Annotated in this window: 10 protein-coding genes; 8 read left to right on the forward strand and 2 right to left on the reverse strand. The window is 72.6% G+C overall.

The genetic code is table 11. The features are described from left to right. Positions 1-77: 77 nt before the first annotated feature. Positions 78-2,459 (reverse strand): transglycosylase domain-containing protein, encoded by a 2,382-nt coding sequence (locus tag KG102_RS18550; protein ID WP_208210785.1) that lies wholly within the window; start codon positions 2,457-2,459, stop codon positions 78-80. Between the two features lie 310 nt (positions 2,460-2,769). Between KG102_RS18550 and KG102_RS18555 the strand changes: the two genes are divergently transcribed. The 5 genes from KG102_RS18555 (at position 2,770) to KG102_RS18575 (ending at position 8,715) form a co-directional block, all read left to right on the forward strand. Beyond that, complete coding sequence (locus tag KG102_RS18555; RefSeq protein ID WP_208210783.1) at positions 2,770-3,420, forward strand: PadR family transcriptional regulator; 651 nt, start codon at positions 2,770-2,772, stop codon at positions 3,418-3,420. Continuing rightward, positions 3,417-4,508, forward strand: a complete 1,092-nt coding sequence (locus KG102_RS18560) for an inositol-3-phosphate synthase (RefSeq protein ID WP_208210781.1) — start codon at positions 3,417-3,419, stop codon at positions 4,506-4,508. The genes KG102_RS18555 and KG102_RS18560 overlap by 4 nt, the downstream gene beginning before the upstream one ends. Positions 4,509-4,651: 143 nt before the next feature. Beyond that, positions 4,652-5,638, forward strand: a complete 987-nt coding sequence (locus KG102_RS18565; protein ID WP_208289801.1) for a hypothetical protein — start codon at positions 4,652-4,654, stop codon at positions 5,636-5,638. 81 nt (positions 5,639-5,719) lie between these two features. Further along, on the forward strand, positions 5,720-7,030 hold the full coding sequence (locus tag KG102_RS18570) for an MFS transporter (RefSeq protein ID WP_208210766.1): 1,311 nt from the start codon (positions 5,720-5,722) through the stop codon (positions 7,028-7,030). Beyond that, complete coding sequence (locus KG102_RS18575; RefSeq protein ID WP_249667395.1) at positions 7,027-8,715, forward strand: SpoIIE family protein phosphatase; 1,689 nt, start codon at positions 7,027-7,029, stop codon at positions 8,713-8,715. The genes KG102_RS18570 and KG102_RS18575 overlap by 4 nt, the downstream gene beginning before the upstream one ends. Here KG102_RS18575 and KG102_RS18580 read toward each other — a convergent pair. Then, positions 8,690-10,198 carry a CCA tRNA nucleotidyltransferase gene (locus tag KG102_RS18580; RefSeq protein WP_208210764.1) on the reverse strand — a complete coding sequence of 503 codons (1,509 nt, stop codon included), beginning with the start codon at positions 10,196-10,198 and terminating at the stop codon, positions 8,690-8,692. The genes KG102_RS18575 and KG102_RS18580 overlap by 26 nt on opposite strands. 82 nt (positions 10,199-10,280) lie before the next feature. Between KG102_RS18580 and KG102_RS18585 the strand changes: the two genes are divergently transcribed. The 3 genes from KG102_RS18585 to murJ are packed head-to-tail and all read left to right on the forward strand — an operon-like array spanning position 10,281 to position 14,562. Beyond that, the gene (locus KG102_RS18585; protein ID WP_208210762.1) at positions 10,281-10,835 is read left to right on the forward strand and encodes an NUDIX hydrolase; all 555 of its coding nucleotides are present in this window, start codon (positions 10,281-10,283) and stop codon (positions 10,833-10,835) included. Beyond that, positions 10,832-12,919, forward strand: coding sequence for a DUF6049 family protein (locus tag KG102_RS18590; protein ID WP_208289800.1), 2,088 nt, complete (start codon positions 10,832-10,834; stop codon positions 12,917-12,919). The genes KG102_RS18585 and KG102_RS18590 overlap by 4 nt, the downstream gene beginning before the upstream one ends. Further along, positions 12,916-14,562 carry a murein biosynthesis integral membrane protein MurJ gene (gene murJ, locus KG102_RS18595; RefSeq protein WP_208210758.1) on the forward strand — a complete coding sequence of 549 codons (1,647 nt, stop codon included), beginning with the start codon at positions 12,916-12,918 and terminating at the stop codon, positions 14,560-14,562. Before KG102_RS18590 ends, murJ begins: the two co-directional genes overlap by 4 nt. Positions 14,563-14,570 lie beyond the last annotated feature (8 nt).

A 14,570-nucleotide genomic window follows, 5' to 3' on the forward strand; every position in this document is an offset into this window, starting at 1 on the left:
CGGGCCAGGCCCGAAATCGCCTGGGGAAAACCAGGTACCGGGCGATCCGGTGAGGGGCGCACCGCCCCTCACCGGGATCACGGCTCGACGGGGGCGGTCTCCGTCGGCACGGGCACCGGCGGCGCGGTCGGGACCGGCTTCGGCTTCGGCCCCGTCGACACGACGACGGTCACCGAGCTGCCGGGCGCCAGGGCCGCGCCCCCCTTCGGGTCCACGCGGATCACGCGGCCGGCCGTCACGGTGTCGGACGGCTCGGAGACGACGCTCGCGGTGAGCCCGGCGTTGACGATGGTCGCGGTCGCGTCCGCCTCGAGCTTGCCCTCGAGCCCGGCCGGGACGGTGACCTCCGTGGGCGCCTCCTGCGTCGGCTCCACCGTCGGCGCGACCGTCTCGGACGGCGCCTGGGTCGCGGTCGGGGAGGGCTTGCCGCCGACGTTCGCCCGCTCCGGGAACTCCAGGACCTCGGCGTACTGCGGCTGCGCGAACACGTCCTTCATGTACGACTGCCACAGGAAGGCCGGCCAGGTGGATCCGGTGACGAACTTGACCTTGCCGATCTGCCCGATCGACTCCTGGGACTTGCCGTCCTCACCGATCTGGCTCAGCGACACCTCGGTGACGATGTTGGGAGTGAAGCCGACGAACCAGGCGGCCTTGTTGTCGTTCGTGGTCCCGGTCTTGCCGGCGACGGGGCGGTCGAGCGGCTTGATCCACTGCTTGCCGGACCCCTTCTGCACCACCTGCGTCATGGCGTACGTGGCGTCGGCGATCACGTCCGCGGCGAACGCCTGCTCCGTCGGGTCCTTGTGCTGGTACGCGACCGAGCCGTCGGGGTTGGTGACGGTGCGGACGATGTACGGGTCGACCCGGACGCCGCCCGAGGCGATGGTGGCGTAGGCCCCGGCCATGTCCATCGGGTTCAGGGTCTCGGTGCCGAGCACGTTGGCGCGGTTGGTGTCCACGGGCGCGGTCAGACCGGCGCGCTCGGCCACCTGGGCCGTCTTCTCCGGGCCGATCTCCAGGTTCAGCTGCGCGTACACGGTGTTGACCGACTGCGCGGTCGCCTCGACGAGGTCGATGTTCCCGAAGCCGTCGTTCCCGAAGTTGTTGACCTTCCAGTCGCCGAACTCCTGGGGCGTCCTGCCGCTGTAGCGCGTCTTCAGGGCGATGCCCTGCTCGAGCGCGGCGATGAGGGTGAACGGCTTGAACGTCGAGCCGGGCTGGATGAGGTCGAACGTCGCGGTGTTGCGCTGGTCGGCCAGGAAGTCCGGCCCGCCGTACAGGGCCACGATCGCGCCGTCCTTGGGGTCCACCGAGGAGAGCGACACCCGGGTGCGCTCGTGCGGCGTGGCGCCGTCCTGGCCGGGGAGCGTGCCGGCGCGGAAGGCGCCGACCTGTCCCTCGGCCGCCGCCTGGAGCGGCTGCTGGATCGTCGTGACGACCGACAGTCCACGGCGGTTGATCTGGTCGTCCGTGAGGGCGAGCGGCTCGCGCTTGAGCTCGTCACGCACCATCTCGAGCAGGTGGCCCTTGGGGCCGGCCATCGTGTTGTCCCGCTTGTACTCCACCGTCGGCGGGAAGACCATCGGCGCCCGCTCGGCGGCCGTGAGCCAGCCCTCCTCCTCCATGGAGTCGAGCACGATGTTCCAGCGCGCCTCGGCCTTCTCGGGCGCCTTGGCCGGGTCCCAGTTGTTGGGCGACGGGATGATCCCGGCCAGCAGGGCTGCCTGCTCGCGGGTCAGGTCCTTGGCGTCGACGTCGAAGTACGCCCGGGCGGCGGCCTGGATGCCGTACGAGTCGCGACCGAAGTAGATCGTGTTGAGGTACCGCTGCATGATCTCGGTCTTGGACTCCACCTTGGCGATCTTGATCGCCAGGATGGTCTCCTTGAACTTGCCGACGTAGTCGGTCGTCGTCTCGTCGACGTAGTACCGCTCCACGTACTGCTGCGTCAGGGTCGACCCACCCTGGGTCGGGCCGCCGCGCAGGTTGTTGAGCAGCGCGCGGCCCATGCCGGTGATCGACACCCCGCTGTTGTTGGTGAAGAACGTCTTGTCCTCGGCGGCGGCGACCGACTGGCCGACGTACTCGGGCAGCGTCTCGTACTCGACGAGCGTGCGCTTCTGCGCCGCGAACGTCCCCATCACCGGGCCGGGGGAGCCGTCGGGGTTGTTGGCGTAGTAGACCGTGGTCGTCTGCGCCTTGGTGTCGTCCGCCGGGTTCGGGATCTCCGTGCTGGCGTACGCGGCGACGAGCGCGCCGGCGCCGAGGAACGCGACCGCGAGGATCGCGCCGAGCACGAAGCGCCACGACGGCAGCCAGCGGTGCAGGCCCTGGTAGCCGGAACGGGGGTAGTCGAAGAAGCGTCGCTTGGTGGCGCTGCTGGGCGACGAGCTCGCCGTTCCGCGGGGCGCGGTGCGCTTGCCCCGGGCGGGAGCCCTTCGATTCGTGCCTGCCAACGCGCTGCCTTCCGTTCGGGTGCTTGGTCGGGCCGGGCCTGCCGCCGGTCGTGGACCGGTTTCGGGCAGGCGTCAGCCGCGCAGCCCAGTATGGGGGACCTCGCCGTGCGTGCCAGGTACTCCGCCGCACGATCCGGTCAGCCTTCACACGATCGGCACCGTGCACGCCAACCCCGGACGCACCCGTCGTCCCACGCGCGCGGACGCAGTGGCGTGGGTCACTGCACTTGCTGCGCCGACGTTCCCGACATATTCTCCGGATGTATCGAGTTGATACATCGAGTTCGACCCCGACCCGAGGAGGTGCCGAGTGCGCGGACGTTCTGACGTCCTGGAGCCCGCCATCCTCGGCCTGCTCCACGAGTCCCCGATGCACGGGTACGAGCTGCGCAAGCGGCTCAACCTCGTGCTGGGCTCGTTCCGTGCGCTGTCGTACGGCTCGCTGTACCCCTGCCTGAAGTCGCTCGCCGACCGCGGGTGGATCCAGGGCATCGAGTCGATCGACACCACGCACGCCGTGGCGTCCAAGCGCGCCCGCATCGTCTACCAGCTGACCGCCGACGGCAAGGAGCACCTGCAGCAGGTGCTCGCGTCGTCGGGACCGGCCACGTGGGAGGACGAGAACTTCGACGTCCGGTTCGCCTTCTTCGGGCAGACCGACGCGGAGACCAGGCTCCGGATCCTCGAAGGTCGGCGCACGCGCCTGACCGAACGACTCGAGAACGTCCGACAGTCCTTCGCCCGCACCCGCGAGCGCATGGACGAGTACACCCTCGAGCTCCAGCGGCACGGCCTCGAACAGGTCGAGCGTGAGGTCCGCTGGCTCGACGGGCTGATCGACAACGAGCGTGGCCTCGGCCGCACCCGTCCAGCAGGCACCGGCCGCCCGGCCGTTGCTGACACATCCGTTGGGGACGACGACGTCGACCTCGCGCGAATCACCGAGAAGGAGCGAGGATGACCTCCATCCGCGTCGCCATCGTCGGCGTCGGCAACTGCGCCGCGTCGCTCGTCCAGGGCGTGCACTACTACGCCGACGCCGACCCGACCAGCACCGTTCCCGGACTGATGCACGTCCAGTTCGGCGACTACCACGTGCGGGACATCGAGTTCGTGGCGGCGTTCGACGTCGACGCGAAGAAGGTCGGCTTCGACCTGTCCGAGGCCATCGGCGCCTCGGAGAACAACACGATCAAGATCGCCGACGTGCCCCCGCTCGGCGTGACCGTGCAGCGTGGCGTGACCAACGACGGTCTCGGCAAGTACTACCGCGAGACGATCACCGAGTCCGACGCCGAGCCGGTCGACATCGTCGCCGCCCTGCGCGAGGCCCGCGTCGACGTCCTGATCTGCTACCTGCCCGTCGGGTCCGAGATCGCCGCGAAGTACTACGCGCAGTGCGCGATCGACGCCGGCGTCGCGTTCGTCAACGCGCTGCCCGTCTTCATCGCCTCCGACCCGGTCTGGGCCGCGAAGTTCGAGGCCGCCGGCGTCCCGATCGTCGGCGACGACATCAAGTCGCAGGTCGGCGCCACCATCACGCACCGCGTGCTCGCGAAGCTCTTCGAGGACCGCGGCGTCGTGCTGGACCGCACGTACCAGCTGAACGTCGGCGGCAACATGGACTTCAAGAACATGCTCGAGCGCGAGCGCCTGGAGTCCAAGAAGCTCTCCAAGACGCAGGCCGTGACCTCCAACCTGACCGGCCCCCTGGGCGGCAAGAAGGAGGACCGCAACGTCCACATCGGCCCGTCGGACTACGTCGCGTGGCTCGACGACCGCAAGTGGGCCTACGTCCGCCTCGAGGGTCGCGCGTTCGGCGAGGTGCCCCTGAACCTCGAGTACAAGCTCGAGGTCTGGGACTCGCCCAACTCGGCCGGCATCATCATCGACGCCCTGCGCGCCGCGAAGATCGCCAAGGACCGCGGCGTCGGCGGCCCGATCCTGTCGGCCTCGACGTACTTCATGAAGTCCCCGCCGGTCCAGATGGAGGACACCCTGGGCCGCGCCCAGCTGGAGGCCTTCATCAACGGTGAGAACGAGCGCTGAGCTAGCCGAAGGCGCCGCACCCCCCGGGTGCGGCGCCTTCGTCGTGTGAAGAGTTCGTCACGGCAGGCGGTGCGAAGTCTTCACTCGAAGTCGCCTGTGCATGGCCTCGGCGGCTGGACCCTGACGTGCGGGACCGTGGCTGGGTGAGCGACGGCGCGCGACTGCCCCCACAGCTCGACGACGTGGCCCGGGAGACGGTATCTCGACAGGACGCGGTGGTGACCACAGCGCAGATGCAAGCCTGGGGCGTCAGCCGGTCGGTCGTCGCGCGCCGCGTCGGGTCCGGCCAGTGGCAGCACCTCTGGCGCGGGGTCGTCGTCGTGCATTCCGGGAACGTCACATGGCGGCAGCGCGCACGCGGCGCGCTCCTGTACGCAGGCAGAGACGCGGCCCTGTCGCACGGCTCGGCCGCGTTCATCCACGGGATCGTCGCCGCCCCGGGGTCGGATCTCGTCGTGAGCATCCCCGTCAACCGGGTGGTGACGCCTCAACCGGGACTCGTGGTCCGGCGACGTCGGGTGATGCCGTACGCCGGTGGTCGACTGCGAACGGTCGGAGTCGATTCCACTGTCCTGGACCTGGTCGACCAGATGCGTTCCGAGGACGAGGTCGTCGGCGTGGTGTGCGACGCACTCCGCACCGGCGTGCTGCCGGGCCGCCTCCTCATGCACGCCGGACAGCGGCGTCTGCTGCGCCACCGCGCGCTGCTCACGGAACTCCTCGGGGAGTCGAGTCAGGCTGTCGAGTCGCCGCTCGAGCACCGGTACGCGCGGGACGTCGAGCGGCGGCACGGCCTACCGGCCGCCCGGGCACAGGTGTCCGAGAGGGTCGACGGCCGGTGGATCCGTGCGGACCGCGTGCACGTCGGGCTCGGCGTACGGATCGAGCTCGACGGGCAGCTGGCCCACCCGTTCGGGCGTACCGACGACGACACGTGGCGGGACAACGCCGTCGTGATCGCGCGCGACGAGGTCACGCTGCGCTACCGCTGGCGGCACGTCGCCGTCGACCCGTGCGCCACAGCCGCCCAGGTGGCCGCCGCCCTGCGATCCCGCGGCTGGGAGGGCAACGCCACGCGCTGCAGCCACACCTGCGCGGTGTCGCCCAACCAGAAGACTTCGTCCCGGTGAGCAGGACCAGGTCTTCGGGATCACGGGACCACCGGCCGGCGGCGTGACCGAGCGCTGATTCTCGGGTGCGAGGATGAGCCGGTGCAGGTGATCTCCGACCTCAAGGCCCTCTGGCCCCTCAAGGACTTCCGCAAGCTGTTCGCCGTCCGGCTCGTGAGCCAGAGCGCCGACGGCATGTTCCAGGTCGGACTCGCCACGCTCTTCTTCTTCTCGCCGGAGAACGCGAGCACCGCGACCGGCGTCGCGGCGGCGTTCGCGGTGCTGCTGCTGCCGTTCACGATCGTCGGCCCGTGGGCGGGGGTGCTGCTCGACCGGTGGCGCCGCCGGCAGGTGCTCTTCGTCGGCAACCTGGTGCGGGTCGCCATCACCGTGGTCATCGCGCTGCTCATGCTCACCGAGGGCGTCGGCCCGGCCGTGTACGTCCTCGCGCTGGTCAACCTGTCGATCAACCGGTTCCTGCTGTCGGCGCTCAGCGCGTCGCTGCCGCGCACGGTCGACGGTCCGCTGCTGCTCACCGCGAACTCCCTGACCCCCACCCTCGGGGCCGGGGCGGCCGGGGTCGGCGGTGCGATCGGCCTGGTGCTCGGCCTGGTGCTGCCGGCCGGTCGGGGGCGCGACGCGGCGGCGCTGTTCATCGCCGCCGCCGTCATGGCGATCGCCGCCGCGCTGGCCACCCGGCTGGGCAAGGACCGGCTGGGTCCCGACCAGCGCGCCGACGCCCGCCAGATGAAGGCCGCGCTGAGCAGCCTCGCCCACGGGCTGGTGGCCGGTGCTCGGCACCTGATCGCCCGCCGGACCCCGGCGCGCGCGCTCGGGATCATGGCCGCTCACCGGTTCCTGTACGGCGTGACGTTCATCGCCAGCATCCTCATCGCCCGCAACCTGCTGTCGAACCCGGCGGACCCCGACGAGGGCCTGCGCACCTTCGGGCTGGTGCTGGGCGCCTCGGCGGCCGGGTTCGTGCTGGCCGTGATCCTGACGCCGGTGCTGTCGCCGCGCACCGGGCCGCACGTGTGGATCGTGCTCTGCCTGGGTCTGGCCGCGCTCAGCCAGCTGCTGCTCGTCGCGTCGGCGAGCAAGCCGGCCGTGCTGGTGGCCGCCGGTTTCCTCGGCCTGGCCGCCCAGGGCGCCAAGATCGCGGTCGACACGATCGTGCAGCGCGACACCGACGACGCCTACCGCGGCCGCGCGTTCTCGCTGTACGACGTCCTCTACAACGCCGCGTTCGTCGGCGCCGCGGCCCTCGGGGCCGTCACGTTGCCGGACACCGGCTACTCCCGCGGCCTGTTCCTCGCCCTCGCCGTCGCCTACGCCGGGTTCGCAGCCCTGTACGGCTCGGCGTCCCGAGGGGTACCCACGGCGCACACCCCCGAGGCACGATTGGCCTCGTGAGCAGTGACGACAGGGTGGTCGGGCGGCAGGACGACCTGCCCCTGGACGCCGTGCTCGCCAGCGACCTCGCGATGTCCATCTCGGACGCGCAGCGGCCCGACGACCCTCTGGTCTGGGTCAACGGCGCGTTCAGCCGCCTGACGGGGTACCCGCTCGACGAGGTGCTGGGGCGCAACTGCCGGTTCCTGCAGGGCGCGGACACCGACCCGATCGCCGTGGCCCGCGTCCGGGTCGCGCTGGACGAGGACCGCGCGGTGGCCACCGTCCTGCGCAACTACCGGCGCGACGGCACGCCGTTCTGGAACCAGATGGTCATCAGCCCCGTGGTCGACGGGTCCGGCCGGATCACGCACCACATCGGCATCCAGGCCGACGTCACGGACCGCGTGGACGGCGACCGGGTGCGCGACCTGGAGATCGAGCTGGTCGACGAGGTGACGGCGCGACTGGGGCTGCTCGCGCACATCAGCGACGAGCTGGCCGTCCACCTCGACTACGACGCGGCGGTCGACGCGCTCGGCGACCTCGCGATCCCGTCGTTGGCCAGCTGGGGCTTCGTCGCCATCACGGACGACCGCGGCCGGTTCTCCCGGGTGCACCTGGTGGCCGGCGACCCGCGGAACCGCGACGTCGTCGAGGCCCTGGCCGGTGAGGACCTCAGCTGGCTGGTGCGCGCCCCGAAGGTCGTGGAGGCGCTGCACAGCAGTCCCGGCTTCGTCGCCGCGCCGTACGCGATCGACACCATGGGGCTCCCCGACCGCACGACCCCGGCGCAGCTCGAGCTGCTGCGCCGGCTCGGGCTCGGCCAGGCCATGATCGTGCCGCTGCGTGCGCGCGACCGCGTGCTGGGGGTGCTGACGCTCGTCGCGGCCGACGGGTTCAGCGCCGAGGTGGTGGTGACCGCCGCCCACCTCGGGCGTCGCGCGGGCCTGGCGCTGGACAACGTCCGGCTGTTCCTCGCGGAGCGAACCGCGGCGCTGACCCTGCAGCACAGCCTCCTGCCCGAGATCCCCCACCTCCCCGACCTCGACGTCGCCTCCGCGTACGTCCCGTCCGGCCGCCACGCGGAGGTCGGCGGGGACTGGTTCGACGTCCTGCCCCTGCCGGACGGCACGATCGGGCTCGCCGTCGGTGACGTCGTGGGGCATGACCTGCGGGCCGCGGCGGCGATGGGTCAGCTCCGGTCGCTGCTGCGGTCGTACGCGTGGGAGGGGTCAGCACCGGGCGAGGTGCTGGCCCGGGCCGACGAGCTGGTGCGCGGCCTGGACATCGCCGACGTCGCCACGTGCACGTATCTGCGCTGGCGGTCGGTCGACGGGGGCGCAGAGGTCTCCTACGCGCGCGCCGGCCACCCGCCGCCGCTGCTGCGGCTCGCCGGCGGTGAGGTGCGCCTGCTCGACGCCGGCCTGTCCACGCCGATCGGGCTCGGCGGCCCGGGCGGCGCGCAGGCCTCCGTGGACGTGCCGTCCGGCTCGACCCTCGTGCTCTACACCGACGGGCTCGTGGAGCGTCGCGACCGCGGCCTGCGCGAGGGGATCGCCGCCCTCGTCGCCGAGCTCGCGGCCCTGCCCGACGACGCCGACTCCACCACGGTCAAGGACCGGCTCGTCAACGCGTTCGTCGGCACCCACCCGGAGGACGACGTCTGCCTCCTCGTGGTCAGGAGCGAGCCGCCCACCAGCTGAGCAGCTCCTCGCGCGCCGCATCGGGCCCCAGGGGCCCGCGCTCCATCCGCAGCTCGAGCAGGTACTTGTAGGCCTCGCCGACCTCACGACCCGGCGGCAGGTCGAGGATCGCCATGATCTGCGTCCCGTCGAGGTCGGGCCGGATCGAGCTCAGCTCCTCCTGCTCACGCAGGCGCGCGATCCGCTGCTCCAGGTCGTCGTACGCCGCCGACAGCTGCGCCGCCTTGCGCACGTTCCGCGTGGTGCAGTCGGACCGGGTCAGCCGGTGCAGCCGCTCCAGCAGCGGTCCGGCGTCCGTGACGTAGCGGCGCACCGCGGAGTCGGTCCACGCACCCTCGCCGTAGCCGTGGAAGCGCAGGTGCAGCTCGGTCAGCCGCGCGACCGCCTGCACGGTGGCCTTGTCGAAGCGCAGCTCCTTGAGCCGCTTGGCCACCAGCTTGGCGCCGACCATCTCGTGGTGGTGGAAGCTGACGCCCCCGCCCTCCTCGAACCGCCGCGTGCGCGGCTTGCCGATGTCGTGCAGCAGCGCGGCCAGCCGCAGCACGAGATCGGGTCCGGGGACGGCGCCGTCGGGGCCGGTCTCCAGCGCGATCGCCTTGTCGAGGACCATCAGCGAGTGCTCGTAGACGTCCTTGTGCCGGTGGTGCTCGTCGATCTCCAGGCGCAGCGCGGGCAGCTCGGGCAGCACGTGCTGCGCCAGCCCGGTGTCCACCAGCACCTCGAGCCCGGTCCGCGGCTGCACCGAGAGGAGCAGCTTGCTGAGCTCGTCGCGCACCCGCTCGGCCGACACGATCGCGATCCGGTCGGCCATCTCGACGATCGCCTCGCGCGCGGCGGGGTCGACGGCGAACCCCAGCTGGGCGGCGAAGCGTGCGGCGCGCATCATGCGCAGCGGGTCGTCGTCGAACGACTGCCGAGGGTCCACGGGCGTGCGCAGCACACCGGCGGCCAGGTCGGTGAGGCCGTCGAACGGGTCGACGAACGTCAGGTCCGGGACGCGGACGGCCATGGAGTTCACGGTGAAGTCGCGGCGGGACAGGTCGCCCTCGAGCGAGTCGCCGAACGCGACCTGCGGCTTGCGTGACGTGGGGTCGTACTCGTCGGAGCGGTACGTGGTCACCTCGACGACGACGTCCTGCGCGAGCGACGCGCGGCGACCGGCGAACCGGCGGGCGCCGATGGTGCCGAACTCCTTGCCGATGTCCCAGTGCGCGTCGCCCCAGCGGGCCAGGATCGCCTGCGTCTGGTCCGGGTCCGCGGAGGTCGTGAAGTCCAGGTCGGCCGACGAGCGCCCGAGGAACGCGTCCCGCACCGGACCGCCGACGAGGGCGAGCTCGTGCCCCGCGGCACGGAAGAGCTCACCCAGCTCCAGGGCGTCGGGCGGCAGCGCGGCGAGCACGCTCAGCGCACGCTTCTGCAGGGCAACCAGGGCGGCGCTCGGGTCGGGGAGCTCGGGGCTGACGGGCGGATCGAGGGACGGCACTCGTCCAACCCTGCCAGATCCTTTCCCTGCCCAGGACGCTGCGCGGACCGGGCGAGGGTGTTCATGTCGTTACAGTGTCGATATGTCGAGCCCGGTGCGCCCACCCGTACCCGGGGGTGTGCCAGCGCCGCCGGGCGGCCATCCGCTGCGCATCGACCCGAGGCACACGGTGGCTCGGGTCCCTGCGGTGCCGCTGCCCGTGGTCGACGAGACGTCGGCCGGCGGCATCGTCGTGAGCCGACGCGAGGGCGTGGACCACGCCGCCGTCATCGCCCGTCGCAACCGCGCCGGCCGCCTCGAGTGGTGCCTGCCGAAGGGCCACCTGGAGGGCGACGAGACGCCCGAGGAAGCGGCTGTCCGCGAGATCGCGGAGGAGACCGGCATCACCGGCCGCATCCTGCGGCGCCTGGGCGTCATCGACTACTGGTTCAGCGGCGACGACCGCCGCGTGCACAAGGTCGTCCACCACTTCCTCCTCGGCGCGACCGGTGGGTCCCTCTCGGTGGAGGGCGACCCCGACGGCGAGGCGGAGGACGCCGCCTGGGTCCCGGTGGTCGACCTGCGCGGAGTCCTCGCGTACCCGAACGAGCGGCGACTGGCCGAGGCGGCACACCTCGTGCTCGTCGGCGAGGAATGAGCGCCGGCTCGCTGCGACGCCGGGTGCTCGGTGCGGCCCTGGCGGTCGTCGGCGCTCTCGCACTCGCGGCCCCCGTCGCCGGACCCGCCGTCGCGGCGACCGAGCAACCCGAGCTCGCGGTCTCCGTGCAGGTCACCGAGGTGTCGCCGAGCATCCTGCGGCCGGGAGAGGACCTGCGCGTCCGCGCGACGCTCCGCAACGACTCCGACGAGGCGATCGCTCAGCCGAGCGCCGCCCTGCGGATCAGCCGCTTCCGGATCAGCTCGCGCGCCGAGGTCGACGCATGGGCGACCGCCGGCACCACGGGACTCAGTCGCACCTCCCGGGTCGCCGCCGCCCCCGTCGCCGAACCCCTGCTGCCGGGCGCGAGCGTGGCCGTCGAGCTCGTCGTCCCGGCCGCCGACGTCCGGCTCCTCGACGGGGCGGACACCTGGGGACCGCGTGGCCTCGTGGTCGAGGTGCTGGACGGCACGAGCCGGGTGGGCCTCCAGCGCACCTTCCTGCTGTGGCTGACCACCGACGACGTACCGCGGACGCAGCTCTCGCTGCTGGTGCCGGTGGTCGGGCCGCCGACCGCGCCGGCGGACGCCGACCCCGCGACGGCGTCCGCGCTCGACGACCAGGTCGCGCCCGGTGGGCGGCTGCGCGACCTGTCGAGCGTGATCGCGGCTTCGCCGAACATCGGTGTCGCGGTGGATCCGGCGCTCCTCGCGGACGCGTCGGCCGGGGGCGAGGAAGCCCGCAGCTGGGCGGCGGAGCTGACGGACGAGCTGGCGGGGCACGATGCCATCGCGCTGCCGTGGTCCGACCCGGACATCGCCGCGGCGGCGCACGCGGGCCACCCGGACCTGGTCCGGCTGGCCGCGGACCGCACCGCGCAGGCTGGGATCCCCGCACTGACCGCGGCCGGGCTGCTGTGGGCGCCGGGGACGGACCTGCCGGACCAGTCGACCGCTGCCGTGACCGCACAGGTGGGTGCGGGCGTGCTCGTCCTGCCGCCCGTGGCCCCCGACGACGGTGACACCCCGGGCGCGGCCGTGCGCGTGCAGACGACCGCCGGCCCCGTGAACGCCCTGGCACCGGACGCGACGCTCACCCAGCTGCTCACCGCACCGCGCGCGGTCGACGAGGGCGCGACGACGACGACGACCGTGCAGCGTGCGCTCACCGAGCTCGCCGTCATTTCGCGGGAGAGCGACGACCCGCCGCACCTGCTGGTCGCGCCGGGGCGCGACTGGGAGCCCGACGTGGCCACGGTGACGGCGCTGACGAACGCGTTCTCCGCCGCGCCCTGGGTGCGCGTCGCACCCGTGTCCGCGCTCGTCGAGTCGCCGTCGCCGGACGCACGGGTCACCCTCCCGAGCCGGGCGGTCTCCGACGACGAGCTCGCACCGTCGGACGTCGGCGCCCTGGCCGACGCCCGGACGCGCGCCGTCGCGTTCGCCGGGGTGACCAGCGAGCCGGCGACGCTGCTGGACGGCGTCGACACCGAGGTCCTGGACCCGCTGTCGGTGGCGTGGCGCGCCGAGCCCGAGCGCCGGGCGGCCCTGGTCGCCGAGGTGGTCGCAGACATCGACGCGCGCACGACCGGCCTGAGCATCGCCGACCTCAGCGACGTCCGCGTCGTCGCGGCCGACAGTGCGCTGCCCATCGTCGTACGCAACCAGCTGGCCGTGCCCGCGACCGTCCTGCTCGACGTCACCCCCCGGACCGCGTGCCTGGAGGTCGGCGAGGTGGAACCCGTCGTGCTGGACGCCCGGAGCGAGAAGAGCGTGCGGATCCCGATGCACGCCCGCGCCAACTGCACCGTGACCGTCAGCGCCCAGCTCACCGCGCCCGACGGCCTGGCGGTGTCCCCGCCCGTGGAGTTCACTGCGCAGGTGGCGCCCACGATCGAGAGCATCGGCACCGTGGTCATCGGCGTGCTGCTCGCGCTCGGCCTGGTGCTCGGCATCGTCCGGACCGTGCGGCGCGGCCAGAGCGCCCGGCGTGGCGCACGCATCGCCGCCGAGGCCGACGCCCCGACGTCGCTGCCCGTGCTCGGCGGCGCCCCCGACGACGACGCGACCGGACAGGCCCGATGACCGACGACGGCACCCGTCGCGGCGCCGCCCTCATGGCGTCCGGCACGGCGGTCTCCCGTGGGCTGGGCCTGCTGCGCGGCATGGTCATGGTCAGCGCGATCGGCGCCACCGGCCAGGCCGCCGACGCGTTCGCGGTGGCCAACAAGCTGCCGAACGTCCTGTACATGCTGCTCGCGGGCGGTGTGCTGAACGCGATCCTCGTCCCGCAGGTGGTGCGCGCCTACAAGCGCAAGGTCGGTCAGGAGTACGTCGACCGGCTGCTGACCTTCGGGTTCGCGGCGCTGGCAGCCGTGACCGTGGTGCTCACGCTCGCGGCGCCGCTCCTCGTGAACCTGTACTCGGACTTCGACAACCCGGCGCAGCAGGCGCTCGCGACGGCGTTCGCCTACTGGTGCATCCCGCAGCTCTTCTTCTACGGCGTGTACGGCCTGCTGGGTCAGGTGCTCAACGCGCGCGGGTCGTTCGGTCCGTACATGTGGGCGCCCGCGGTCAACAACCTGGTCGCCATCGTCGGGTTCGGCGTGTTCATCGCGGTCTTCGGCGTGTGGTCGCGCTCGGACGTGGTCGAGGCGTCCACGTGGACCGCGGGGCAGACGGCGCTGCTCGCGGCCGCCGCGACGCTCGGGGTGGTCGCCCAGGCCGTGGTGCTCATCCCGCCGCTGCGCCGGGCGGGCGTCCGCTACCGGCCTCGCTGGGGCCTGCGCGGCTCGGGGCTGGGGACGGCCGGCGGCGTCGCCACGTGGACCCTCACCGGCCTGGCGATCGGGCAGCTCGGCTACGTCGTCGTGTCCAACGTCGCGTCCGCCGCGCCGGCTGCAGCGGTCGCCGAGGGCGCGGCACCGTCCGCGGTGGCCGGTACCGCGGCCTACGACGTGGCGTTCCTCATCTTCATGCTGCCGCACTCGCTGGTGACGGTGTCGCTGGCCACGGCCCTGTTCACACGCCTGTCCGGCCAGGCGCACGACGCCGACGTCGCGGGCGTGCGCACCACGTTGTCCTCGGGGCTGCGGGTGGTCGGGGTGTTCACCGTCTTCGCCACGGCGGCGATCGCGGTGCTCGCGCTGCCGCTGACGCGCGTGGTGCTCGCGACCGCGTCGGCGGGGTCGGCGGAGGCCGTGGCGACCGTGGTCCTGACCATGATCCTCGGCCTGCCGGCGTTCGGCGCCTGGTCGATGTACCAGCGGGCGTACTACGCCTACGAGGACGCCCGGTCGATGGTGCCGATCCAGATCGTCATGGCCGGGATCGTCGCCCTGGGTGCCGTGCTCGCCCAGGCCTTCCTGCGTCCCTCGCTGTGGGTCGCCGGCGTGGGCGCCGCCATGAGCCTGTCGTACGTCGCCGGGGCGCTGATCGCCCAGTGGCGGCTGCGCCTGCGGCTCGGAGGCGTCGACGACGCGCGCGTGGTGCGGCTCATGGTCCGCGCGACCCTCGCGGGGCTGGTGTCCGCGGCCGTCGGGCTCGGCGTGCTGCAGCTGCTCCGCCTGGGTCTGTCGACGAGCTTCGCGGCCTCGCTGATCCAGTGCGCCGTCGTCGGCACCGTCATGGTGCTGGTGTACGGCGGCGCCCTGCGACTGCTGCGGGTGCGGGAGCTCGATGAGCTGCTCGTTCCGGTGGTCCGTCGGCTGCGCAGGGGACGCCGCTGATCCAGCAC

Source organism: Cellulomonas fengjieae, assembly GCF_018388465.1.
Taxonomy (GTDB): domain Bacteria; phylum Actinomycetota; class Actinomycetes; order Actinomycetales; family Cellulomonadaceae; genus Cellulomonas; species Cellulomonas fengjieae.